The organism is Streptomyces sp. NPDC026575 (assembly GCF_055567415.1).
Genome location: NZ_JBVHQM010000024.1, coordinates 1 through 21872, shown reverse-complemented (window position 1 = coordinate 21872; position 21872 = coordinate 1). Strand labels below are relative to the sequence as shown.

Below are 21872 nucleotides of genomic sequence, written 5' to 3'. Positions count from 1 at the left end.
CGCGCCGCGCCTACCGGCAGCAGTCCGGATCGAGCCCCGTCGGCAGCTGTTCGCCGCCGAAGACCGACGTCGTCGCCTCGTCGCCGCCCACGGCCGCGACCGCCAGCAGCAGCGAGCCGGCCGTCCAGGAGGTGAGTTCACGCGGCCAGATCGCGTCGTCGTCGAAGACATAGCCGGTCCAGTACATGCCGTCCTCGGCGCGCAGATGCTGTATCCACTTGAGGATCTGCACGGCCCGCTCGGACTCCCCCATGGCCCACAGGGCGAGCGCCAGCTCCGCGCTCTCGCCGCCGGTGACCCAGGGGTTGGGCAGCACGCAGCGCACCCCCAGATCCGGGACCACGAAGCGGTCCCAGGAGGCGTCGATGCGCTTCCTGGCCGCCTCGCCGCGGACCGCGCCGCCCAGGATCGGGTAGTACCAGTCCATCGAGTAGCGGCCCTTGTCCAGGAACCGCTCGGGGTGGCTGCGTATCGCATGGCCCAGTCGGCCGACCGCCAGCTCCCAGTCGGGCTGCGGCTCCTCGCGCTCCTCGGCGAGCGCGAGGGCGCAGCGCAGCGCCTGGTAGATGGAGGACGAGCCGGTCAGCAGCGCGTCGTTGACGGGGGTGCCGTCGTCCTCGCGCTTCCAGCCGATCTCGCCGCCGGGCTGCTGGAGCTTTAGGACGTAGGAGATCGCCGCGGAGACCGCGGGCCACATGCGGTCGACGAAGCCCTCGTCGCCGGTCGACAGGAAGTGGTGCCAGACGCCGACCGCGATGTAGGCGCAGAAGTTGGTCTCCCGGCCGCGGTCGGTGGGCGCTTCGGCGTCACCGTCGGCGTAGGCCGCGTACCAGGAGCCGTCCGGGTTCTGGTGGCGTGCCAGCCAGTCGTACGCGGCCTCGGCGCGCTCGTGTTCGCCGGCCGCGTCCAGGGCCATGGCGGCCTCGGTGTGGTCCCACGGGTCGAGGTGGTGGCCCCGGAACCAGGGGATCGCGCCGTCCTCGCGCTGGGTCGCCAGGATGCCGGCGACCGTGGAGGCCGCCTGTTCGGCGGTGAGCACCCCCGGCAGGACGAGCCGTTCGGTACGCCCGGGACTCGTCACTTGGCGGCCCCGGCGGAGGACTTGGCGGAGGACTTGGCGGAGGACTTGGCGGCACGGCGGGCGGGCTCGGCCGGGGCGGCGGCCGGCGCCTCGGGCAGATGCGGCTTGGTGGCGTAGACGACGAAGCTCTTGCCGATGACGGGGTTGAGCGCCCGCTCGGCGAGCCGGGTGGCCAGCGGCTTCTTCATGATGTCCCAGACCAGCAGCTTGTGGTACGCCTGCACCGGCAGCGCCTTGTCGTTGTCCACCCCGAAGGCGCACTTGAGCCACCAGTAGGGGCTGTGGAGCCCGTGGGCGTGGTGCGTGCCGTACGGCTCCAGGCCGGCCTCACGCATCTTGCCCAGCAGCTCGTCGCCGCGGTAGATGCGGATATGGCCACCCTCGACCTCGTGGTAGGCGTCGCTGAGCGCCCAGCAGATCTTCTCGGGGCCGTAGCGGGGCACGGTGACGGCGATCCGGCCGCCGGGCCGCAGGACGCGCACCATCTCGGCGAGCACGCCCTTGTCGTCCGGGATGTGCTCCATCACCTCGGAGATGATCACGACATCGAAGCTGTCGTCGGGGAACGGCAGGGCCAGCGCATCGCCTTCCATGGCGGTGGCGGAGGCGCCCGCCGGGGCCTCGCCCGCCTCCTTCATCGCCGCGAACCACTTGGCGACCTCGCGGATCTCCTCGCCGTTCTGGTCGAGGGCGACGACCTGCGCGCCGCGCCGGTAACACTCGAAGGCGTGCCGGCCGGCGCCGCAGCCCAGGTCGAGCACGCGGTCGCCCGGAGCGAGCGGGAAACGGGAAAAGTCGACGGTCAGCACGGGGTTCTGCTTTCGTCCGGCGGTGAGTGGGCGGTCGGCGCGTAGCGCCGTCTTCTGGGGGTGGAGGTCGGGCGACGGGCGGGCGGTGGTGGCTGCGAACAGCTGAAGGCAGTGGGGCGGGTCAGGTGCGCAGGGTGCGGGCGGCGGCCTGGAGGGCGATCGCCTCGCGGTAGCGCTCGGCGGTGCCGATGGCGGCCTGCCGCCAGGTGAAGCGGGCCAGTACCCGCTCCCGGCCGGCGGCGCCGAGCCGGCGGCGCAGCGCCTCGTCGCCCAGGAGGCGCAGGAGTCCGCCGGCGAGCGCGTCGGCGTCGCCCGGGGGCACCGCGAGGCAGGTCTCGCCGTCGGGGCCGGCGACCTCGGGGATCGCGCCGCCGGTGGTGGCCAGCAGCGGGGTCCCGGTGGCCATCGCCTCGGCCGCGGGCAGCGAGAAGCCCTCGTAGAGGGAGGGGACGCAGGCGACCTGGGCGCCGCGGACGAGGTCGACGAGTTCGCCGTCGCTGATGCCCTTGACGAACTCGATGGCGCCGGAGAGCCCGAGCCGCTCGATGGCGGCGGCGACCGGCCCGTCGTCGGCCCGCTTGCCGACGACCACCAGATGGGCGTCGGGGTTCTCGGTGCGCACCTTGGCGAGCGCCTCGACGAGGTGGATCAGCCCCTTGAGGGGGACGTCCGCGCTGGAGGTGGTGACGATCCGGCCCGGCACCTCCGGGACGGCGGCGTCCGGCGAGAACAGGTCGGTGTCGGCACCGATGTGGACGACGTGGATGCGGCCGGGGTTCACCCCGAGGTCGTCGACGATCTCCTGGCGGGAGGACCCGGAGACGGTCAGCACGGACGGCAGCCGCCGGGCGACCCGCTTCTGCATCCGGGTGAAGCCGTACCAGCGGCGGACCGAGGCGCGGCGCTTCCAGTCGTCGGCGGCTTCGAGGTCGAGCCGCCGGTCGACGGTGATGGGGTGGTGGATGGTGGTGACCAGCGGGGCGCCGAGCGCACCGGGGCCGCCGAGCAGGCCGTAGCCGAGGGTCTGGTTGTCGTGGACGACGTCGAACTCGCCGCGGCGGGCGGCGAGGTGGCGCCGGGCGCGCAGCGAGAAGGTGAGCGGCTCGGGGAAGCCGCCGGTCCACATCGTGCCCACCTCAAGGGCGTCGATCCAGTCGCGGTATTCGCCGCGCCCCGGCGTGCGGAACGGGTCCGGCTGGCGGTAGAGGTCCAGGCTCGGCAGCTCGGTCAGCTGCACGCCCTCGTCGAGGACGGGGTAGGGCTGGGCGCCGATCACCTCGACGGTGTGGCCGAGGCGGGCCAGCTCGCGCGAGAGGTGGCGTACATAGACGCCCTGTCCGCCGCAGAACGGGTTCCCCTTGTACGTGAGCATCGCGATCCGCAGGGGGCGCCCGTGGTCGCTCGGAGTGGCGACCGAGGTGCGCTCCAGGCGCTCGCCGTTCGTCGGGGCGGAGGCCGAGGAGACCTCTGCGGGGCGAGGCGCGGCTGCCTGGACGGCCTCTGCGGTCACGCTCGGCCCCCTTCTCACTGGACTTTCGCCGGAGCGTAACCGCTGGCGGTAATCTAGAACAAGTTACAGAACTGACGGGCTACTGATCAGTTCACCGAACTTCGAATCTACCGGCCAGGACCGATGCGAAAAGAGCCGCACCAGGTGATTCGCGCCACCACCCGCCCCCCTGCCATGCTGTGCCGATCGAACCACCGGCACTCACCGCATCGCGGACGGAATGCCATGGAATGGGAAATATGACTACGGAATCCAAGGCGGCCAAGGCGGCGCTTCCCGCGAGTCCTCCCCTGACCGAGCGTCAGGAGGCCCGGCGCCGCCGCATCCTGCACACCAGCGCCAAACTGGCGTCCCGCGGCGGCTTCGACGCCGTGCAGATGCGCGAGGTCGCCGAGTCCTCGGGCGTCGCGCTCGGCACCCTCTACCGCTACTTCCCCTCCAAGGTGCATCTGCTGGTCGCCACCATGCAGGACCAGCTCCAGCACATGCACGAGACGCTGCGCAAGCGCCCGCCGTCGGAGCAGGATCCGGGCGCGCGGGTCGCCCAGACCCTGATGCGGGCGTTTCGCGCACTGCAGCGCGAACCGCACCTCGCGGATGCGATGGTGCGCGCGCTGACCTTCGCCGACCGGTCGGTGAGCCCGGAGGTGGACACCGTCTCCCGGCTGACGACGGCGATCATCCTGGACGCGATGGGGCTGGAGGCCGCGCCCACCCCGGAGCAGCTCTCCGCGGTACGGGTCATCGAGCACACCTGGCACTCGGCACTGATCACCTGGCTGTCGGGCCGCGCCTCGATCGCCCAGGTGAAGATAGACATCGAGACGGTCTGCCGCCTGATCGACCTGACCGCACCGGAGGGGCCGAGGTAGGGGCGTACCCGGGTCCGCCGAGGTTCGCCCCGCCGCCCGCCCGGGTAGTTGGCCCGCAAGGGGCCCATCGAACCCCTACGGGATCGCCGCCCCCACCCCCTAAGGCCCCCACCCCCTAAGGCCCCACCCCCGCCCGAGCCGCTCACTCCTCCGGCGGGAAGACCGCCTCGCCGCTGCCGGCGACGGTGATGATGATCGCCTCCACGGGGCACCCCTCCGCCGCCGCCAGAACGCTCTCGGCGGCCTCCGCCTCCGGCGCCACGGGGTGCGACTGACGGGCCGCGTCCAGCCGGAAGCCGTCCGGTGCCGCGCCGACGCACATCCCCGACCCGATGCAGACGCTCCGGTCCACCTCCACCTGCCAGCGGTCCGCCATCAGGCACCCGCCGGCAGGTGGATCATCTTGTGCTCCAGGTACTCGTCGAAGCCCTCGGGGCCGAACTCCCGCCCGATACCGGAGTTCTTGTAGCCGCCGAACGGGCCGAGCATGTCGATGCTGAAGGTGTTCACCGAGTACGTACCGGTGCGCACCTGGCGCGCGATGTCGATGCCGTGGTCGACGTCGGAGGTCCACACCGAGCCGGAGAGCCCGTAGTCGGAGTCGTTGGCGATCCGGACCGCCGCCGCCTCGTCGTCGTACGGCAGCAGGCAGATGACCGGGCCGAAGATCTCCTCGCGGGCGATCCGCATCGAGTTGGCGACCTCGCCGAAGAGGGTCGGCTCGACGTACCAGCCGGTGTCCTGCCCCTTCGGCCGGCCGCCGCCGGTCAGGACCTTGGCGCCTTCCTGCTGGCCGAGCGCGATGTAGTCCAGCGAGCGCTGCTGCTGGCGGCGGGCGACCAGCGGGCCCACTTCCGTGGCCGGATCCAGCGGGTCGCCCACGGTGAGCGCGGAGGCGGCCGCGGTGAACCGTTCGGCGATCTCGTCGTAGTGGCTGCGCGGTGCGAGGATCCGCGTCTGGGCCACACATGCCTGGCCGTTGATCATCCAGGCGAACGGGACGATGCCGGCCACCGCCGCGTCCAGATCCGCGTCCGGCAGGATCACCGCCGCGGACTTGCCGCCCAACTCCAGCGTGACGCGGCTGAGATTGCGGGCCGCGACCTCCATGACCCGCCGGCCGGCCGCGACCGATCCGGTGAACGACACCTTGTCCACTCCCGGGTGCCCGACCAGGTACTCGCTCACCTCGCGGTCCGCCGGCAGGATCGACAGCACGCCCTCCGGCAGTCCGGCCTCGGACGCGATCTCGGCGAGGAGGTACGCGTCCAGCGGGGTCTCCGGCGACACCTTCAGCACGGCCGAGCAGCCGGCCAGCAGGGCGGGCGCGAGCTTGGCCGCGGCGGTGAACTGCGGGACGTTCCACGGCACCACGGCCGCGACCACCCCGACCGGCTCCCGCCGTACGAGGATCGGCCCCAGCACACCGGCCCGCCGCTCCTCGAACGGAGCGCCGCCGTCCGCGCCCTCGAAGGTGCGGGCCACCGTGAGCGCCGAGTCCCAGGCCAGCACCGAGGCCAGCGACTGCACCATGACGCCGGAGGTGAACGGGGTGCCGTTCTCGGAGCTGATGACCCTGGCGATCTCCTCGCTGCGCGCGGCGAAGGCGTCCTTGATGCGGGTCACCACCGCGATCCGGTCCGCCAACGGGGCGTTCGCCCACACCCCGGACTCGAAGGACGTACGGGCCGCGGCCACCGCACGGTCGACATCGGCCCGCGAGGCGTGCGGGACGCGGCCGATGACCTGTTCGGTGTGCGGTGAGACGACCTCGATCGTGTCCCGGCCGGCCGGATCGACCAGCTGTCCGCCTATGTAGAGCTTTCCGTGCTCGACGAGGTCGCTCATCGCTGCCGCCTCCTGCGGGTTGGCCGCCTGTCCGATGTGGGTGCGCACCGACGCGGACCGCCCGAGGGGCCTGTGCCGCGCTACCGCGCCGACTGGTGACGCCGTGTCAGTCGATCGCCTCGGCGCCGCTCGGTTCACCACGTCAGAAACTGATACCAGTTCTAGTTGGAGGAGTCCACGGCGCGGACCAAATCCCCACCACCACCCCAACCGCCGCCCACGGTAGGTGACTTCGCGCCTCCTTGAAACCGGTTCTAGTTATAGTGAGAGGGCAGGTGCGGGGTGTCGGGGTGTGTGCCACACCGAGAGGGGACCGGGATGACCACGCAGGTGATCGACCACCGGGGCGGGGTGTGGAGCATCGCCGTCCCCATCCCGGACAACCCGCTCGGCCACACCCTCGTCCACCTCCTGGAGACCGACCGCGGACCGGTGCTCATCGACACCGGCTGGGACGACCCGGACTCCTGGGACACCCTCGTCGCCGGCGTCGCCGCCTGCGGCTTCGCCCTCACCGATCTCCACGGCGTCCTGATCACCCACCACCACCCCGACCACCACGGCCTCTCCGCCAAGGTGCGGCAGGCGTCCGGCGCCTGGATCGCGATGCACGCCGCGGACACCGCCGTGGTCCGCCGGACCCGCGAGGCCGAGCCGGGCGAGTGGCTCGACTACCTGATCGCCAAGCTCGCGGGCGCGGGCGCGCCGGACGATCATCTGGCACCGCTGCGGGAGGCGCGCGGCAGCGGGCGCGGCCGGAGGCCGCCCGGCCGGCGGGCCGCGCTGCCGGACCGCGGGATCGAGCCCGGCGAGCTGCTCGACCTGCCGGGACGCCGGGTGCGCGCCATCTGGACGCCGGGGCACACGCCGGGGCATGTGTGCCTGCATCTGGAGGAGGAGCATCCGGGCGGGCGGGCGCACGGCTTCGGCCGGCTCTTCTCCGGCGATCACCTCCTCCCCGGCATCACCCCGCACATCGGCCTGTACGGGGACCCCGACGACAGCACGGTCACCGACCCCCTGGGCGACTACCTCGCCTCCCTCGAACGCATCGGCCGGCTCGCCCCCGCCGAGGTACTGCCCGCCCATCAGCACGCCTTCACCGACGCCGAGGGCCGGGTGCGCGAACTCATCGCCCACCACGAAGAGCGGCTCTCCGGACTGAGAGCACTGCTCCGCGAACCCCTCACCCCCTGGCAGCTCGCCGTGGCCATGGAGTGGAACCGTCCCTGGGAGCAGATCCCCTACGGCTCCCGGAACATCGCCGTCTCGGAGGCCGAGGCACATCTGCGCCGCCTGGTGAAGCAGGGGGGCGTGGAGCGGGTACCGGGCTCCGAGCCGGCGACTTACCGGGCGGTGTGAGGCGCGAGGCGGTGTGACGCACGCGCGGGAGCCTCGGGCGAGGCGGCGGGCGGGGCGAGGGCACTCGCGCCGCCGAGTCGGTGTGACGCGTGAGGGAGGTGTGACGCACCTCGCGCCTGTGCGCGGCCTGGCGACGTCGGCGCTGTTCCTGTGCCGCGCGTGGCCACCGTCGGCCTTCCCCGGCTCGTACGTGCGGGCGGGCCCCGTCCGGGCGCCGGTTAAGGTGTGCGGGACAACTTCATCCGTACCCGATCGGGGGAAGCCGGTGGAAATCCGGCGCTGACCCGCAACCGTGAGGACGGCCGGCGGCCCGCGCAGTGCGCGGCGCAGATGGCCGTACGAGCCGGAGCACCCGTTGGGGCACGACCAAGGCTCCCGCCACCGGAACCGCCGCCCGCGCGGACGGTCCGGTGCGCGGCACCGTCGAGGTATACGGAGCTGAGCCCGGTGCCACCGCGCCCGATCGCAGGATCGGCGCTCGGCGGTCGTCCGAGCGCGGCTGCGTACCACCGCCGCGACCCGACCCGAGAGGCACCGACCCGATGGCCCCCATGGCTTCCATGGCTCCCCAGGCCCCTTCGACGCACCCCGTCGCCTTCCTGGCGCGCCGCGCCGCCATGGCGCTGGCGGCCGTGGCGGTGCTGGGCACGGCCACCGCCCCCGCCGCGTTCGCGGAGCCCGCGGCCGCCCCCTCGGCGTCCCCCAAGAAGCTGCCCGACGGGCTGTACGGCACCAAGGACCCGCAGTACGACGGTGTCTGGCGGCAGTCGCTCGCGCTGCTGGCGCAGGACACGGTCGGCGTACGGCCGGCGGCGTCGGCCGTGGACTGGCTGGTCGGGCAGCAGTGCGCCGACGGCTCGTTCACCGCCTTCCGCGCCGAGCCGAAGCGGTCCTGTGACGCGAAGACGATGCGGGACACCAACCAGACGGCCGCCGCGGTGCAGGCGCTGGCCGCGCTCGGCGGGCACGGCGAGACCGTGAAGAAGGCCGTGAGCTGGCTGAAGTCGGTGCAGAACGACGACGGCGGCTGGAGCTCGATGGCCGGCTCGCCCAGCGACGCCAACTCCACCTCCGTCGTGATCGGCGCGCTCACGGCGGCCGGCGAGAAGCCGGAGTCGGTCACGTCGAAGAAGGGCGGCAAGACCCCCTACGACGCGTTGCTCACCTTCCAGCTGGGCTGTGCGGCGAAGGAGGACGAGCGCGGCGCGTTCGCCTTCCAGCTCAAGGGTGCGGCGCCGAACGCGGACGCCACCGCGGCCGCCGCGACCGGCGCGCTGGGCAAGGGCTTCGTCGTCGCACCGGCCGGGAAGCGCGCGGACACCCCTGTCAAGCCTCTGACCTGCAAGGACGGCAAGCCGGAGAAGTCCAGCGATGCGGCGTCGGCCGCGGCCGGCGGCGCCGCCCACCTCGTCGCCCAGCTCGACCGGAACGGACAGCATCTGCTCTCCGCGATGCCGGGCCAGGAGAAGCAGCCCGATGTCGGCAACACCGCGGATGCCGTGGTGGCGCTGGCGGCCGGTTCGCACGGGGCCGCCGCCCAGAAGCCGCTGAAGTGGCTGGAGAAGAACGCCGCGGGCTGGGCCAAGGAGAACGGCCCGGCCGCGTACGCCCAGCTGGTGCTCGCCGCGCACGCCACCGGCACCGACCCGCGCTCCTTCGGGGGCAGCGATCTGGTGGCCGCGCTGAACGCGACCGGACCCAAGCCGGCCGGTACCGCCGCGCCGGCCGCCGAGGACCACAAGGACGGCGACGGCGGCGTCAACGTCTGGTGGGTCGTCGGCGTCGCGCTCGCCTTCGGCGCCGGCATCGGCTTCCTGCTGAGCGGCCGTAAGAAGAAGAACGCACTCTGATGCGGCCGAGGCAGCTGCCGCAGCCGACGCGGCGCACCCGGATCGCCGGCGCGCTGCTGCTGGCCGGCACGGTCACCGGGCTGGCCGCCGGGCCGGCCCAGGCGCAGGAGTACCGCTACTGGTCCTTCTGGGACGGCGGGAGCGGCGGCTCCTGGGCCTACGCCACCCAGGGGCCGGCCACCGTGCGCCCGGCCGATGGCGCGGTCGAGGGCTTCCGCTTCACCGTCAGCGCCGACTCGGCCGCGGCCGGCAAACCGCGCGCAGCCGCCGACTTCGACGCGATCTGCCGCGAGACGCCCGCCAAGGACGGCCGCAAGCGGATCGGCGTCGTCATCGACTTCGGTACCGCGAAGGACGCTCCCGATGGCGAGCGCCCGCCGAAGGCGCGGACGGAGTGCGCCCAGGTGGCCGAGGACGCCTCGGCGGGCGAGGCGCTGGCCGCGGTCGCCGGGCGGCTGCGCTATGACTCCAATGCGCTGCTGTGCGCCATCGCCGGCTATCCGGAGACGGGGTGCGCGGACCAGGTGAGCGGATCGGGCGGGGCGAAGGCGTCCGCCGACCCGAAGCAGTCCGCCGACGGGCAGGGTGCGGACGGGGCGAAGGGGGCCGGCTCCGGGGGTGACGGCGGACCGTCCGCCGGGCTGCTCGGCGGTGTCGCGGCCGTCGTCGTACTGGGCGCGGCGGCCGTGTGGCAGGCGCGCCGCCGGCGCGGATGAGCGCCCCGCAGGCGACCCGTACCACCGCGCTGCACGCCGGCGCCTGGTGGCTGTGGGCCCTCGGCCTGGCCACCGCGGCCTCGCGCACCACCAACCCGCTGCTGCTGGGGCTGCTGGTGGGCGTGGCCGGCTATGTCGTCGCGGCGCGGCGCACGGACGCGCCCTGGGCCCGCTCCTACGGCGCGTTCGTCAAGCTCGGTCTGGTCGTGATCGCCATTCGGCTGGCCTTCGCCTTCGTCCTCGGCTCCCCCATCCCCGGTACCCACACCCTCGTCACACTGCCCGAAGTTCCGCTGCCCGACTGGGCGAAGGGCGTCCGGATCGGCGGGCGGGTCACGGCGGAGGGCATGGTCTTCGCGCTCTACGACGGGTTGAAGCTGGCCACCCTCCTCATCTGCGTGGGCGCCGCCAACGCCCTGGCCAACCCGTCGCGGCTGCTGAAGTCCCTGCCCGGCGCGCTGTACGAGGCGGGGGTGGCGGTCGTCGTCGCCATGACGTTCGCGCCGAACCTGGTCGCCGACGTCCAGCGGCTGCGCGCCGCCCGACGGCTGCGCGGCCGCCCCGACCGCGGCTTCAAGGCACTGCTCCAGGTCGGCGTGCCGGTGCTGGAGGGCGCGCTGGAGCGCTCGGTGGCCCTGGCCGCGGCCATGGACGCCCGTGGCTACGGCCGCAGCGCCCAAGTGCCTCGCGCCGTACGTCGCCTCACCTCCGCTCTCACCCTCGGCGGTCTCCTCGGCATCTGCGCCGGCACCTACGGCCTGCTCGGCGGCACCGGGGCCGGCTATGGTCTGCCGCTGCTCCTCGCCGGGCTGGCCGCCGCCCTCGCCGGCCTGTGGCTCGGCGGCCGCCGCACGCTGCGCACCCGCTACCGCCCCGAGCGCTGGGGCCCGCGGGCCTGGCTCGTCGCCGGCTCCGGCATCGCCGTGGCCACCCTGATGATCTGGGCGAACACCTACGCACCGGCCGCCCTCCACCCACCCGCCGTCCCCCTCACGGCCCCCGTGCTTCCGCTCTGGCCGGCGGCATCCGTACTGATCGGGCTGCTCCCCGCGGTGGTGGCCCCCCTCCCGAGGCCGACGGAACGAGCGCGACGCGGCGACGCCCGGCCGGAGGGCACGCAGGAGCGCGGCAGCCGATCGGGCCTTCGGGGCCCCGCTCACGCTCCTGCCGAGCCTTACGGCCGCGGTCACGGCCGCGGCCAGGAGCAGGGGCCGGGGCATGGGCAGGGGCAGGGGCAGGGGCAGGACAACGACCACGGCCACGGCCAGCGTCAGGGCCAGGGCTACAGGCACGGGCACGGGCACGGGCACGGGCAGTGTCAGGGCCAGGGTCGTGTTCATCGCGACGGCCCCGGCGAGGGCCACAGCCACCCCGACGATCCCCCTCCGTTCACGAAGGAGCCGACCCAGTGATCCGGTTCGAGCAGGTCTCGGTCACCTACGGGGACGCCGCGGCACCCGCTGTCCAGGGCATCGACCTGACCGTCCCCGAAGGCGAACTGTGCCTCCTGGTCGGCCCGTCCGGCGTGGGCAAGTCCACCGTGCTGAACGCCGTCTGCGGACTGGTCCCCCACTTCACCGGCGGCACGTTGCACGGACGCGTCACCGTCGACGGCCGCGACACCCGCACCCACAAGCCACGCGAACTCGCCGATGTCGTCGGCACGGTGGGCCAGGACCCGCTGGCGCACTTCGTCACCGACACCGTCGAGGACGAACTCGCCTACGGTATGGAATCCCTCGGGCTCGCCCCCGATGTGATGCGCCGCCGCGTCGAGGAGACCCTGGATCTGCTGGGCCTGGCCGACCTGCGCGATCGCGCTCTCACCACCCTCTCGGGCGGCCAGATGCAGCGGGTGGCGATCGGCTCGGTCCTCACCACCCACCCCAAGGTCCTGGTACTCGACGAGCCGACCTCCGCCCTCGACCCGGCCGCCGCCGAAGAGGTGCTCTCCGTACTCCAGCGTCTGGTCCACGACCTCGGCACGACCGTCCTGCTCGCCGAACATCGCCTGGAGCGCGTCGTCCAATACGCCGACCAGGTCATCCTCCTCCCCTCCCCCGGCGCCGCCCCCGTGATGGGAACGCCCGCCGACATCATGGCCGTCTCCCCCGTCCACCCCCCGGTAGTCGCCCTCGGCCGCCTGGCCGACTGGTCCCCCCTCCCCCTCACCGTCCGCGATGCCCGCCGCAAGGCCACCGCCCTCCGCGAACGCCTGACGGGCGTGACCCCACCGGCACCAGGGACAGGCCCGGGCTCCCCTCGGACGGCCCCGTCCCCGGCCCCGGCCCCGTCCTCATCCACGTCCACCTCCCCGGCCCCCGGAGTCACATCGCCGAGTGCCGGGGCGGATGCCGCCGCGGCGGTTTCCGGGCTCGGCGTGCGCCGGGGCCAGATGGACACGTTGTATCGGGTGGATCTGAAGGTCCGGGCCGGCGAGACCGTTGCCCTGATGGGGCGCAACGGTGCGGGAAAGTCCACGCTCCTCGGCACACTCGTCGGAATGCACCAACCGTCCGCCGGTACGGTCCGCGTGGGCGGCGCCACTCCTCACCGCACCAGCCCCCGCGCCCTTCTGCGGCACGTCGGGCTGGTGCCCCAGGAGCCTCGTGACCTCCTCTACGCGGACACCGTCGCCGCCGAATGCACCATGGCCGACCAGGACGCGGGCGCCCCCGCCGGCAGCTGCCGGGCACTGGTGACCCAGCTGCTGCCCGATGTTCCGGACTCCGCCCACCCCCGTGATCTGTCCGAGGGCCAACGCCTCGCGCTCGCCCTCGCCGTCGTACTGACCGCTCGTCCGCCGCTGCTCCTCCTCGACGAGCCCACCCGCGGCCTGGACTACGCCGCCAAGGCCCGCCTGATCGAAGTCCTGCGCACTCTGGCCACCGACGGCCACGCCATCATCCTGGCCACTCACGACGTCGAACTCGCCGCCGAGCTGGCACACCGCGTGGTGATCCTCGCGGACGGTGAGGTCGTCGCCGACGGTCCCACCGACGAGATTGTCGTCTCCTCTCCCTCCTTTGCTCCGCAGGTCGCCAAGGTGCTCGCTCCCTTGCCCTGGCTGACCGTTCCTCAGGTGGCCCACGCCCTGGAGACCACCGCATGACCTACACGTCGCTCCCCCAACACCCCGACGACAACCACCCCCGCTCCGGCTCCGACTCCGGCTCCGGCTCCGGCTCCGACATCGACTCCGGTGCCGGTGCCGGTGCTGCTACCGATGCCGGCTCCGGTCTCCGCACGCACCGTCAGGCTCGGGCAGTACGGCTCGGTCCCCGGTCCGTCGCCGCACTGGCCCTTGTCTCAGCCATCGGCGTGATGGCCTTCGGATGGCCGCTGCTCGCCGACTCCGCCTCCGGCCTCGCCCATTCCAAGGACGCGCCCTGGCTGTTCGCCGCGCTGCTGCCGCTGCTGCTCGCCGTGGTGGTCGCGACCATCGCCGACACCGGCCTGGACGCCAAAGCCATCGCCATGCTCGGCGTGCTGGCCGCGGCCGGGGCCGCGATGCGCCCGCTGGGCGCGGGGACGGCCGGAATCGAGCCGATGTTCTTTCTGATGGTGCTGTCGGGCCGGGTGCTCGGGCCCGGATTCGGCTTTGTGCTGGGATCCGTGGCGATGTTCGCGTCGGCCCTGCTGACCGGCGGAGTCGGCCCATGGATGCCGTTCCAGATGCTGACGATGGGATGGGTGTCGATGGGCGCCGGCCTGCTGCCGGGGCCCGACCGGCTGCGCGGCCGCCGCGAGCTGGCCATGCTCGCCGTTTACGGCGCGGTCTCCGCGGTCCTCTACGGCCTCATCATGAACCTCCAGGGGTGGCCCTATATCGCCGGCATGGCCTCGGGGGTCTCCTTCGTCCCGGGCGACCCGCTCGAAGAGAACCTCGCCCGCTATCTCGCCTACTGCCTTGCCACCTCCCTCGGCTGGGACCTGCCCCGTGCCCTGGTCACTGTGATCCTCACCTTCACCTTGGGCGGCACCGTCCTCAAGGCCCTGCGCCGCGCCACCCGCCGCGCCGCCTTCGACGTCCCCGTAGCCTTCACCCCTGATCCGCCCCGAGGGGCCGCCTGACCTGTAGACCGTGCCCCGCTTCGCGGGCTGCCAGGACCCGTGCGGAAGGCGGAACCGGGCTCAGCGGGAGACGGGCAAGGACCGGGCTATCAAAGGCTCCGAGCGCTGGAACGAGGTGTAGTGGTCGGCGTCTGCACCCTGATCGACGACCGTGGCCCGAGCGCCGTGGCGCGCCAGTTCCCGCGCGCAGCTGCGGGTGTTGGCTATCGGTACGTCGCGATCGCCGGTGGCGGAATAGAGGGTTGTCCGGACGCCTCGGCCGGGCTGCCAGGCACAGGTGCGGTCGTGGGTACGAAGGGCTTCCAGCAGGGCACCGGACGGGTGCTGGAGCTTCTTGTACCAGGTGTCGGTCAGCAGGTCTTCGAGGCGGTCGGGCAGCTTGCCGGCGATGTCTTCGGCCGGGTGGTCACCATCGAAGAGGTCCTCGACGCGGTCGGCGTAGGGGGCTCGGAACACCTCACTCGGATCCTTGTAGAGCGGGTGCAGGCGGTTCTGGGCGGTGAGGAAGAAGGAGACGTAGAAGACGGCGGACCGCGGGTCGACTCGGCCGTCGAACATGCCGGGCAGTTCGCTGCCGTCGAGGTCGTACGGTCCGCCGACCGGGGCGAGCGCTCCGAGGCGGAATCGGGGGTCAGCGCCTCGGCCCAACTCTCGGCCCAGCTCCATGCTGACCTGCCCGCCCTGTGAAAAGCCTGTGACGGACACCGTGCGTTCAAGGGCGGAGCCGAGCTTCGGAGCGGCCGAATGGGCTGCCCGGAGCATGTCCAGGGAGGCCGACGCCGCGGATCGGGCGTCCATGTACGGGTGGCGGCCAGGGCTCATGCCGAGGCCCAGGTAGTCGGGGGCGATGGCGGCGCGACCGGCGGAGGCGTACAGCACCGATACCGCTCGGTCAGGACCTTCCGCGACGGAGGGCGCATAGCCCCGGTAGGCGAGGGTGCCATGGGCGTGGACCACGGGCGGGAGGTGATGCTGGCTGGTGCCGAAGGGGAGCGCCAGCAGGCCGGACGCGGTGGTGGGACGGCCGTCGGGGGAGATCGTGCGGTAGGTGAGGCGGTAGGCGGCGACGCCGTGCCGCGCGGTCTCCGCGTCCAGGCCCGCCTTCTGCGCCTGGGCGATGATCCCGGTTCTGCTCTGCCGGCCCAGAGGCGTGATGGAGAGGAGCCTCCCGCGCCAGGTCGCGGTGCGGGACCCAGCCGTGGCGGCAGTCGTGAGGGCTGCGGCTCTCTGTCCGCTGCCGGCCGTCGGCTCCTCATCCGCCGTTCGACCCGTACCGCCCGAGCTGGCGAGCGCGCCTGCACCGGCCGTCTTCGTCTGCCCCTGCCCCTGCCCCTGCCCCTGCCCCTGCCCCTGCCCAGTCGACTGCGATGCGTAGGCCGAGGATGTCGCGAGGGCCGGAGCCGTCGTGAGCGCCGCGAGCAGAAGGGCGGCACCGACGGCCAGGCCGCGGGAGACGCGAGGGCGTCCGCTCGGTCCGCGCGGCGCGTTGGCTGGACACAATGCGCCGGGCGGACGCGCCGCGCCGGAAGCGGCCCGGACGCTGGATGCCGTCCGCGCGCCGGGCGCAGATGAGGGTGAGACCGAAGCTGAGGTTGAGGCAGCCGGTGAAGCGGAAGCTGCAGGTGAATGCGGTGAAGGCTGCTGAGCGTTGTTCGTCATGTCTTCGACGGTACGGAGATGCCGCTCGTCACAGAATGCGGTTTCCCGCACAACTCACCTGTGGTTTTCCGCAGGTTGGGGAGGGCCCGCCGCCCATCGCGCGCGGGACCTCACTACACCCGCCCACCCCCCGTAAGGGGGGTGGGCGGCGGGGAAAACAACAAATCACCCGCACCCCCTACAGCCACCACAACCGCGCCAACCACCACAGCCACTCCACCCACCACAGCCGCCACAACCCCTACAACCGCTGAATGATCGTCCCCGTGGCCAGTGCGCCGCCCGCGCACATCGTGATGAGAGCGAATTCCTTGTCTCTGCGCTCCAGTTCATGGAGGGCGGTGGTGATCAGCCGGGCGCCGGTGGCACCGACCGGGTGCCCCAGCGCGATGGCGCCTCCGTTGACGTTCACCTTTTCCAGGTCCTGTTCGAAGACCTGCGCCCAGGAGAGCACGACGGAGGCGAAGGCTTCGTTGATCTCGACCAGGTCGATGTCCTTGAGGGACATGCCGGCCTTGCCGAGCACGGCGCGGGTGGCGTCGATCGGGCCGTCCAGGTGGAAGTGCGGATCGGCGCCGACCAGCGCCTGGGCCACGATGCGGGCCCGCGGCTTGAGTTTGAGGGCGCGCGCCATCCGCTTCGACGCCCACATGATCGCGGCCGCGCCGTCGGAGATCTGCGAGGAGTTGCCCGCCGTGTGGACGGCGGTCGGCATCACGGGCTTGAGGCCGCTCAGCGCCTCCATACTGGTGTCGCGCAGTCCCTCGTCGCGGTCGACCAGCCGCCACATGCCCTGACCGGCCGCCTGCTCGTCCTCCGTAGTGGGCACCTGGACGGCGAACGTCTCCCGTTTGAAGCGTTCCTCCGCCCAGGCAGCGGCGGCTCGCTCCTGCGAGATCAGGCCGAGTGCGTCGACGTTCTCCCGGGTCAGCCCCCGGTGGCGGGCGATGCGTTCGGCGGCCTCGAACTGGTTGGGCAGGTCGACGTTCCACTCATCGGGCCAGGGCTTGCCCGGGCCGTGCTTGGAGCCGCTGCCGAGCGGCACCCGGGACATCGCCTCGACGCCGCAGCCGATGCCGATGTCGATGACACCGCCCGCGATCATGTTGGCGACCAGGTGGTTGGCCTGCTGGGAGGAGCCGCACTGGCAGTCCACGGTGGTCGCCGCGGTCTCGTACGGGAGGCCCATCGCCAGCCAGGCGTTGCGCGCCGGGTTCATGGACTGTTCGCCGGCGTGGGTGACGGTGCCGCCGACGATCTGTTCGACGCAGTCGGGCTGGATGCCCGTACGGGCGAGGAGTTCGCGGTAGGTCTCGCCAAGGAGGTAGGCGGGGTGGAGGTTGGCGAGCGCGCCTTGGCGCTTGCCGATGGGAGTGCGTACTGCTTCGACGATGACGGGTTCCGCGGCCATGACTGACTCGTCCTCTCCTCGCGCCCGCAGGCGTCCCGGCACCCACGGAAGAAGAACTAGTACGCGTTCTAGTTCCGCAAACAGTCTTATGAGCCACCCTCCGGCGCGCAAGAGGCGTGCAAGCCCCTTGTCCGCAACAGGAGTCGCCATGACCCTTGCCACTTATAGAACTCGTTACTACCTTCACCGCGACCCCACACCTGATGAGCCGTCAGAAGTCCCGGATGGAATAACGGACCAGGAGTCGCCGATGCCATGCCCAGCGCTGCCCGAGGGGTTCGACTTCACCGACCCCGACGTCTACCAGTCCCGCGTTCCGCTCCCCGAGTTCGCGCAGCTGCGGCAGACCGCGCCCGTGTGGTGGAACGCCCAGCCGCACGGCATCGCCGGCTTCGACGACGACGGCTACTGGGTCGTCACCCGTCATCAGGACGTCAAGGAGGTGTCCACCAAGCCGGACATCTTCTCCGCGAACCTCAACACCTCGATCATCCGCTTCAACTCGGCCATGACCCGCGACCAGATCGACGTCCAGAAGCTGATCATGCTGAACATGGACCCGCCCGAGCACACCAGGGTCCGCCAGATAGTGCAGCGGGGCTTCACCCCGCGCTCCATTCGCGCCCTGGAGGAGGCGCTGCGCCATCGGGCGGCCCGGATCGTCGCCGAGGCGCGGGCGAAGAGCGCCGGGGACTTCGTCACCGACGTCGCCTGCGAGCTGCCCCTCCAGGCCATCGCCGAACTCATCGGCATCCCCCAGGACGACCGGGCCCGCATCTTCGACTGGTCGAACAAGATGGTCGCCTATGACGACCCGGAACTGGCCATCACCGAGGAGGTCGGCACCAACGCGGCGATGGAGTTGATCTCGTACGCGATGAACCTCGCCGCCGCGCGCAAGGAATGCCCGGCCAAGGACATCGTCAGCCAACTGGTGGCGGCCGAGCACGAGGGGAATCTCGGCTCCGACGAATTCGGGTTCTTCGTCCTTCTGCTGGCGGTCGCCGGCAACGAGACGACCCGGAACGCCATTACGCACGGCATGCACGCCTTCCTCACCCACCCCGACCAATGGGAGCTCTACCGGCGCGAACGCCCCGCGACGACGGCCGAGGAGATCGTGCGCTGGGCGACGCCGGTGGTCTCCTTCCAGCGCACCGCCACCCAGGACACCGAACTGGGCGGGGCGAAGATCAAGAAGGGCCAGCGGGTCGGGCTCTTCTACTCCTCCGCCAACAACGACCCCGAGGTCTTCGACGATCCGGAGGTCTTCGACATCACTCGTGATCCCAATCTGCATCTGGGATTCGGGGGCGGCGGGCCGCACTTCTGCCTCGGCAAGTCCCTGGCGGTCCTGGAGATCAACCTGATCTTCAACGCCATTGCGGACGCCATGCCCGATATCTCGCTGGTCGGCGATCCGCGTCGGCTGCGCTCGGCATGGCTCAACGGCGTGAAGGAGCTCCAGGTTCGCTACGGGTGAGCGGCTGACGGGTCGGCTGACGGTCGGCAGACGCCTCTGGAATGCGCTGCGCTCGGTGGTCATCACCGACCATGGGGCGCAGCGGTATGTCCGAAACTGTTCCTCTCTCAACCTTGCCAGTCGCCGAGGGCAGACTTACATTCAACTCAACTCGCCGGTAACACCTGGCGATTGGCTCGGTTCGCCGAGTTCACCGAGATCGTCCAGTTCACCCCGCTCGCTCGCTTCACCCGGCTCACCGTATTGGGGCACGGTGCGGTGGCGCGCCGGGTGGGGCCGCACGTTCCCGCTCCCCCATGGACACGCCGGCCCGGCTCGGCACCTCACGCGCGTCTTCAGCACCACGCGGTACCGCGGCGCACCACGCCCCGTACCGCGATGCACCTCCACGTCTCTTCCCCCCACGTGTTGCGACAGTGCGCTCCACGCTCTTCGAAGGGGACTCACACCATGAAGGACGCACACGGCAGACCTGTCACGGGACGCATCAGCTGGCGGAGGTTCGCCGTGCTGTCCGTCCCGGCCCTCGCCGGCACGGCGGCCCTGGGCATCGCCCTGGCCAACGGGGCGCTGGCGGCGTCGTTCGCCGTATCGGGACAGCAGTTCAAGGTGTCCGCGGACAGCCTCAAGGGCGAGGGATTCGCCCAGTACGGCAGCATCGACACCAACGCCAGGGGGGACCTCCTCCCGGTCGCGGTCACCGCCATCAAAACGGCACAGCTGAACAATCTCTGTCAGTCGGTGGTCACTCATCTGCCGGTCATCGGCGATATCTCGCTCAACCTCCATGCCGGGACGGGCGCCCAGCCCGTCGAAGCGGCCAATCTGTTCGTGGACGCCACTCAGCTCTCCGGCAACGCGTCCTTCAACAACATCGAGATCGGCCGGGACGCCTCCACCCTGGACAAGGGGCCGGCCAGTGCCCAGGGCTTGCAGGACCTCTTCGCCCAACAGGCCGACGATGTGAGCATCGGCAAACTGCGGCAGACCGCCTGGGCCACCAACGCGGGGACGTTCAAGCTCTCCGGGCTGAGCATGAAGATCTCCAAGGGCAAGAAGGAATGCTTCTGACCTGGCGGCGCTGGCGGACGGGGCGGCCCTTCTGGGGCGGTCTGGCGACCCTCGTCGCCGGCGCCGAAATCTGCGCCCTCCCTCTGGCGCCACTCAAAGTCATGCTGCAACAGGGCATCGCCGGTATCCCCTCGGTGCTGATGGGGCTGGTGATGATCGTGATGGGGCTCTCGGCGTGGTTCGCGCCGCAGTACCGGGGCATCGCGGGCGTACTGACCGTCTTGTGCGCGGCGGCCGCACTGGTGATGTCCAACCTCGGGGGCTTTCTGATCGGCACGGTCATCGGAATTCTCGGCGGTTCGATGATCTTCGCCTGGCAGCCGGTCGTCGGCGAGCACCACACGACCGAAGCCTGACCCCACGGCTCCCCCACCTCACACCCCACAACTCCCGCCCCCCTCGGGAAGGAACCTCACGATGACGATGACGCAACCCCCGCAGCCCGCACACCGCCTGCACATCGTGCGCGCCGTGCAGGCCGCCGGCACCGGGATCGCCGCGTTGGCCGCACTGTCCATCGGTGTGCCGGCCTCCGCCGCGGCGCAGTCTGGTGGGGCGCCGGCGGCCGCCGAGGCAGCCACGACCGTGACCCCCGCGGGCCACGCCTTCACCGCCGCGCTCAGCGGCAAGGCCACCTTCACCGCCGGCTCGGTGACCGTCAGCTGTACGGTCTCGGCCTCCAGTGGGCAGGTGCCCGCCGCGCCTGGCAACCACAACGAGGCCGGGCCGGTGAGCAGCTCCACGACCCCGGCCACCTACAGCTCCTGCACCACGAGCATGCCGGGTGTCAGCGCAACCGTCAGCACGTCCGGCACCTGGGGTGTGGCCATGCAGAACGGAGCGCCGGTGACCGCCGGACTGACCATTCCGTCCGGCGGGTTCGTCCTCAAGACCAGCGGACTGGCATCCTGCACCGTCACCGCGGCCCCCACCGCGGCGGCGACGGTGAACGGCACCTGGACCAATGGCGCGCCGTCCACGCTCGCCTTCACCAATGCGGCGGTGCCTGTGAAGGTGGTGGGCGGTTTCGGCTGCCCGACCAGTGCGACCAGCTCGACGTTCAACGCCACCTATAAGGTCAGTGACACCACGGATCCCGCATCCCAGATCTCCGTCACCGGCGGCTGAGAGCGGGCCTCGCGAGGATCCTGCGGGCATTACGCGGAAACGATGCCGGAACCGCGCAGGAATCCGCGTGAGGACCGCTCAGCGTGTGGCCAGCCCGACGGCCGCCACGGTCACCGACACCGCCACCGTACCGCTGACGAATGCGGTGATCAGCCGACGCCTGAGCGCCCGGTACACACCCTGGTATTCGGTCCGCAGAGTGGCGCTGCGGACCGCGATGCGTTCCAGATAGGCCCGCGAGGCGTCGCGCTGGTCCTGGCAATAGCGCAGTTCCACTTCCTGCCGCTGGGTGTCGGTGAGCCAGGGCAGACCGGCGCAGAAGGCAGCCGCTCGGGTACGGGCACGGTCCTTCTCCGCCTCCCAGAGGAGATACCCCTCGATCTCGTTGATGGCACGTTCCCGCTGCATGGGCTCGTTCATATGCGGGCTCCGATTTCCGTGCTGTGCGTGCCCTCGGAATCGGCCAGGGCCGCCAGCTCGCGCGCGACCTCCGGGTGGTGCAGGTCGAACGCCGGGGATTCGGAGCGAATGCGCGGCAGGGTGCGGAAGTTGTGCCGCGGCGGCGGGCAGGGCGTCGCCCACTCCAGCGAGCGGCCGTAGCCCCACGGGTCGTCGACCTCGACCTTCTTGCCGTACTTCGCCGTCCTCCAGACGTTGTAGAGGAACGGCAGGAGGGAGAGTCCGAGGACGAAGGAGAAAATGCTGGAGACGGTGTTCAGAGCGGTGAAACCGTCGGCGGCGAGGTAGTCGGGAATACGGCGCAACATGCCTTGTGCGCCGAGCCAGTGCTGGACGAGGAACGTGCCGTGGAAGCCGATGAACAGCGTCCAGAACGTGATCTTGCCGAGCCGCTCGTCGAGCATCTTGCCGGTGAACTTGGGCCACCAGAAGTGGAAGCCGGAAAACATCGCGAAGACGACCGTGCCGAACACGACGTAGTGGAAGTGCGCGACCACGAAGTACGAGTCGGAGATGTGGAAGTCCATCGGCGGCGAGGC

At 71.5% G+C, this 21872-nt stretch carries 20 protein-coding genes and 1 riboswitch; of the genes, 11 read left to right on the top strand and 9 right to left on the bottom strand.

The window, feature by feature from the left end:
* Positions 1 to 10: 10 nt before the first annotated feature.
* The 3 genes from ACZ4NB_RS28725 to ACZ4NB_RS28715 form a co-directional block, all read right to left on the bottom strand.
* Positions 11 to 1081, bottom strand: coding sequence for a prenyltransferase/squalene oxidase repeat-containing protein (locus tag ACZ4NB_RS28725; protein WP_467665946.1), 1071 nt, complete (start codon positions 1079 to 1081; stop codon positions 11 to 13).
* Positions 1078 to 1890, bottom strand: coding sequence for a class I SAM-dependent methyltransferase (locus tag ACZ4NB_RS28720; RefSeq protein ID WP_467665945.1), 813 nt, complete (start codon positions 1888 to 1890; stop codon positions 1078 to 1080). Before ACZ4NB_RS28720 ends, ACZ4NB_RS28725 begins: the two co-directional genes overlap by 4 nt.
* Before the next feature lie 121 nt (positions 1891 to 2011).
* Positions 2012 to 3400: a glycosyltransferase family 4 protein gene (locus ACZ4NB_RS28715; protein ID WP_467665944.1), complete on the bottom strand. Its 1389-nt coding sequence runs from the start codon at positions 3398 to 3400 to the stop codon at positions 2012 to 2014.
* A 239-nt stretch (positions 3401 to 3639) separates the two neighbouring features.
* Here ACZ4NB_RS28715 and ACZ4NB_RS28710 point away from each other — a divergent pair, with 239 nt between their 5' ends.
* A complete protein-coding gene (locus tag ACZ4NB_RS28710; RefSeq protein ID WP_467665943.1) occupies positions 3640 to 4272 on the top strand; it encodes a TetR family transcriptional regulator in 633 nt (210 codons plus the stop codon).
* Between the two features lie 142 nt (positions 4273 to 4414).
* On the opposite strand, the gene ACZ4NB_RS28705 is transcribed toward ACZ4NB_RS28710, so the two are convergent.
* Both ACZ4NB_RS28705 and ACZ4NB_RS28700 read right to left on the bottom strand, forming a co-directional pair.
* Entirely contained in the window at positions 4415 to 4648 is a 234-nt protein-coding gene (locus ACZ4NB_RS28705) for a ferredoxin (RefSeq protein ID WP_467665942.1), read from the bottom strand.
* A complete protein-coding gene (locus ACZ4NB_RS28700) occupies positions 4648 to 6120 on the bottom strand; it encodes an aldehyde dehydrogenase (RefSeq protein ID WP_467665941.1) in 1473 nt (490 codons plus the stop codon). Before ACZ4NB_RS28700 ends, ACZ4NB_RS28705 begins: the two co-directional genes overlap by 1 nt.
* Positions 6121 to 6438: 318 nt before the next feature.
* Here ACZ4NB_RS28700 and ACZ4NB_RS28695 point away from each other — a divergent pair, with 318 nt between their 5' ends.
* The 6 genes from ACZ4NB_RS28695 (at position 6439) to ACZ4NB_RS28670 (ending at position 14122) form a co-directional block, all read left to right on the top strand.
* Positions 6439 to 7482, top strand: coding sequence for an MBL fold metallo-hydrolase (locus ACZ4NB_RS28695; protein WP_467665940.1), 1044 nt, complete (start codon positions 6439 to 6441; stop codon positions 7480 to 7482).
* A 232-nt stretch (positions 7483 to 7714) separates the two neighbouring features.
* Positions 7715 to 7856, top strand: a riboswitch (cobalamin riboswitch).
* 177 nt (positions 7857 to 8033) lie between these two features.
* Entirely contained in the window at positions 8034 to 9332 is a 1299-nt protein-coding gene (locus ACZ4NB_RS28690) for a prenyltransferase/squalene oxidase repeat-containing protein (protein WP_467665939.1), read from the top strand.
* Positions 9332 to 10048 carry an SCO2322 family protein gene (locus ACZ4NB_RS28685; RefSeq protein WP_467665938.1) on the top strand — a complete coding sequence of 239 codons (717 nt, stop codon included), beginning with the start codon at positions 9332 to 9334 and terminating at the stop codon, positions 10046 to 10048. The genes ACZ4NB_RS28690 and ACZ4NB_RS28685 overlap by 1 nt, the downstream gene beginning before the upstream one ends.
* Positions 10045 to 11460: an energy-coupling factor transporter transmembrane component T gene (locus ACZ4NB_RS28680; RefSeq protein WP_467665937.1), complete on the top strand. Its 1416-nt coding sequence runs from the start codon at positions 10045 to 10047 to the stop codon at positions 11458 to 11460. The genes ACZ4NB_RS28685 and ACZ4NB_RS28680 overlap by 4 nt, the downstream gene beginning before the upstream one ends.
* The gene (locus ACZ4NB_RS28675; RefSeq protein ID WP_467665936.1) at positions 11457 to 13160 is read left to right on the top strand and encodes an ABC transporter ATP-binding protein; all 1704 of its coding nucleotides are present in this window, start codon (positions 11457 to 11459) and stop codon (positions 13158 to 13160) included. Before ACZ4NB_RS28680 ends, ACZ4NB_RS28675 begins: the two co-directional genes overlap by 4 nt.
* Entirely contained in the window at positions 13157 to 14122 is a 966-nt protein-coding gene (locus ACZ4NB_RS28670; RefSeq protein WP_467665935.1) for an ECF transporter S component, read from the top strand. Before ACZ4NB_RS28675 ends, ACZ4NB_RS28670 begins: the two co-directional genes overlap by 4 nt.
* 60 nt (positions 14123 to 14182) lie before the next feature.
* Here ACZ4NB_RS28670 and ACZ4NB_RS28665 read toward each other — a convergent pair whose 3' ends face one another.
* Both ACZ4NB_RS28665 and ACZ4NB_RS28660 read right to left on the bottom strand, forming a co-directional pair.
* Positions 14183 to 15622, bottom strand: a complete 1440-nt coding sequence (locus tag ACZ4NB_RS28665; RefSeq protein ID WP_467665934.1) for an alpha/beta hydrolase family protein — start codon at positions 15620 to 15622, stop codon at positions 14183 to 14185.
* 400 nt (positions 15623 to 16022) lie between these two features.
* Positions 16023 to 17192 (bottom strand): steroid 3-ketoacyl-CoA thiolase, encoded by a 1170-nt coding sequence (locus ACZ4NB_RS28660; protein WP_467665933.1) that lies wholly within the window; start codon positions 17190 to 17192, stop codon positions 16023 to 16025.
* A gap of 250 nt (positions 17193 to 17442) precedes the next feature.
* On the opposite strand from ACZ4NB_RS28660, the gene ACZ4NB_RS28655 reads away from it, so the two are divergent.
* The 4 genes from ACZ4NB_RS28655 to ACZ4NB_RS28640 all read left to right on the top strand — a co-directional run bounded on the left by ACZ4NB_RS28655 (position 17443) and on the right by ACZ4NB_RS28640 (position 20874).
* Positions 17443 to 18675, top strand: a complete 1233-nt coding sequence (locus ACZ4NB_RS28655) for a cytochrome P450 (RefSeq protein WP_467665932.1) — start codon at positions 17443 to 17445, stop codon at positions 18673 to 18675.
* Positions 18676 to 19125: 450 nt separating this feature from the next.
* The gene (locus tag ACZ4NB_RS28650) at positions 19126 to 19746 is read left to right on the top strand and encodes a DUF6230 family protein (RefSeq protein ID WP_467665931.1); all 621 of its coding nucleotides are present in this window, start codon (positions 19126 to 19128) and stop codon (positions 19744 to 19746) included.
* Positions 19737 to 20102 (top strand): DUF6114 domain-containing protein, encoded by a 366-nt coding sequence (locus ACZ4NB_RS28645; RefSeq protein ID WP_467665930.1) that lies wholly within the window; start codon positions 19737 to 19739, stop codon positions 20100 to 20102. Before ACZ4NB_RS28650 ends, ACZ4NB_RS28645 begins: the two co-directional genes overlap by 10 nt.
* A gap of 61 nt (positions 20103 to 20163) precedes the next feature.
* Complete coding sequence (locus ACZ4NB_RS28640) at positions 20164 to 20874, top strand: hypothetical protein (protein ID WP_467665929.1); 711 nt, start codon at positions 20164 to 20166, stop codon at positions 20872 to 20874.
* 78 nt (positions 20875 to 20952) lie between these two features.
* Here ACZ4NB_RS28640 and ACZ4NB_RS28635 read toward each other — a convergent pair whose 3' ends face one another.
* Together ACZ4NB_RS28635 and ACZ4NB_RS28630 are read right to left on the bottom strand one after the other, a co-directional pair.
* Positions 20953 to 21282 carry a hypothetical protein gene (locus ACZ4NB_RS28635; protein ID WP_467665928.1) on the bottom strand — a complete coding sequence of 110 codons (330 nt, stop codon included), beginning with the start codon at positions 21280 to 21282 and terminating at the stop codon, positions 20953 to 20955.
* 8 nt (positions 21283 to 21290) lie between these two features.
* Positions 21291 to 21872 (bottom strand): cbb3-type cytochrome c oxidase subunit I (locus tag ACZ4NB_RS28630; RefSeq protein WP_467665927.1); only part of this gene is annotated, 582 nt, incomplete at its 5' end.

Bases quoted from the DNA above. Each gene is read 5' to 3' on its own strand.
- ACZ4NB_RS28670 (WP_467665935.1), top strand. From the start codon at position 13,157: ATGACCTACACGTCGCTCCCCCAACACCCCGACGACAACCACCCCCGC.
- ACZ4NB_RS28645 (WP_467665930.1), top strand. From the start codon at position 19,737: ATGCTTCTGACCTGGCGGCGCTGGCGGACGGGGCGGCCCTTCTGGGGC.
- ACZ4NB_RS28660 (WP_467665933.1), bottom strand. From the start codon at position 17,192: ATGGCCGCGGAACCCGTCATCGTCGAAGCAGTACGCACTCCCATCGGC.
- ACZ4NB_RS28705 (WP_467665942.1), bottom strand. From the start codon at position 4,648: ATGGCGGACCGCTGGCAGGTGGAGGTGGACCGGAGCGTCTGCATCGGG.
- ACZ4NB_RS28700 (WP_467665941.1), bottom strand. From the start codon at position 6,120: ATGAGCGACCTCGTCGAGCACGGAAAGCTCTACATAGGCGGACAGCTG.
- ACZ4NB_RS28685 (WP_467665938.1), top strand. From the start codon at position 9,332: ATGCGGCCGAGGCAGCTGCCGCAGCCGACGCGGCGCACCCGGATCGCC.
- ACZ4NB_RS28695 (WP_467665940.1), top strand. From the start codon at position 6,439: ATGACCACGCAGGTGATCGACCACCGGGGCGGGGTGTGGAGCATCGCC.
- ACZ4NB_RS28690 (WP_467665939.1), top strand. From the start codon at position 8,034: ATGGCTTCCATGGCTCCCCAGGCCCCTTCGACGCACCCCGTCGCCTTC.
- ACZ4NB_RS28680 (WP_467665937.1), top strand. From the start codon at position 10,045: ATGAGCGCCCCGCAGGCGACCCGTACCACCGCGCTGCACGCCGGCGCC.
- ACZ4NB_RS28655 (WP_467665932.1), top strand. From the start codon at position 17,443: ATGCCATGCCCAGCGCTGCCCGAGGGGTTCGACTTCACCGACCCCGAC.
- ACZ4NB_RS28635 (WP_467665928.1), bottom strand. From the start codon at position 21,282: ATGCAGCGGGAACGTGCCATCAACGAGATCGAGGGGTATCTCCTCTGG.
- ACZ4NB_RS28710 (WP_467665943.1), top strand. From the start codon at position 3,640: ATGACTACGGAATCCAAGGCGGCCAAGGCGGCGCTTCCCGCGAGTCCT.
- ACZ4NB_RS28650 (WP_467665931.1), top strand. From the start codon at position 19,126: ATGAAGGACGCACACGGCAGACCTGTCACGGGACGCATCAGCTGGCGG.
- ACZ4NB_RS28640 (WP_467665929.1), top strand. From the start codon at position 20,164: ATGACGATGACGCAACCCCCGCAGCCCGCACACCGCCTGCACATCGTG.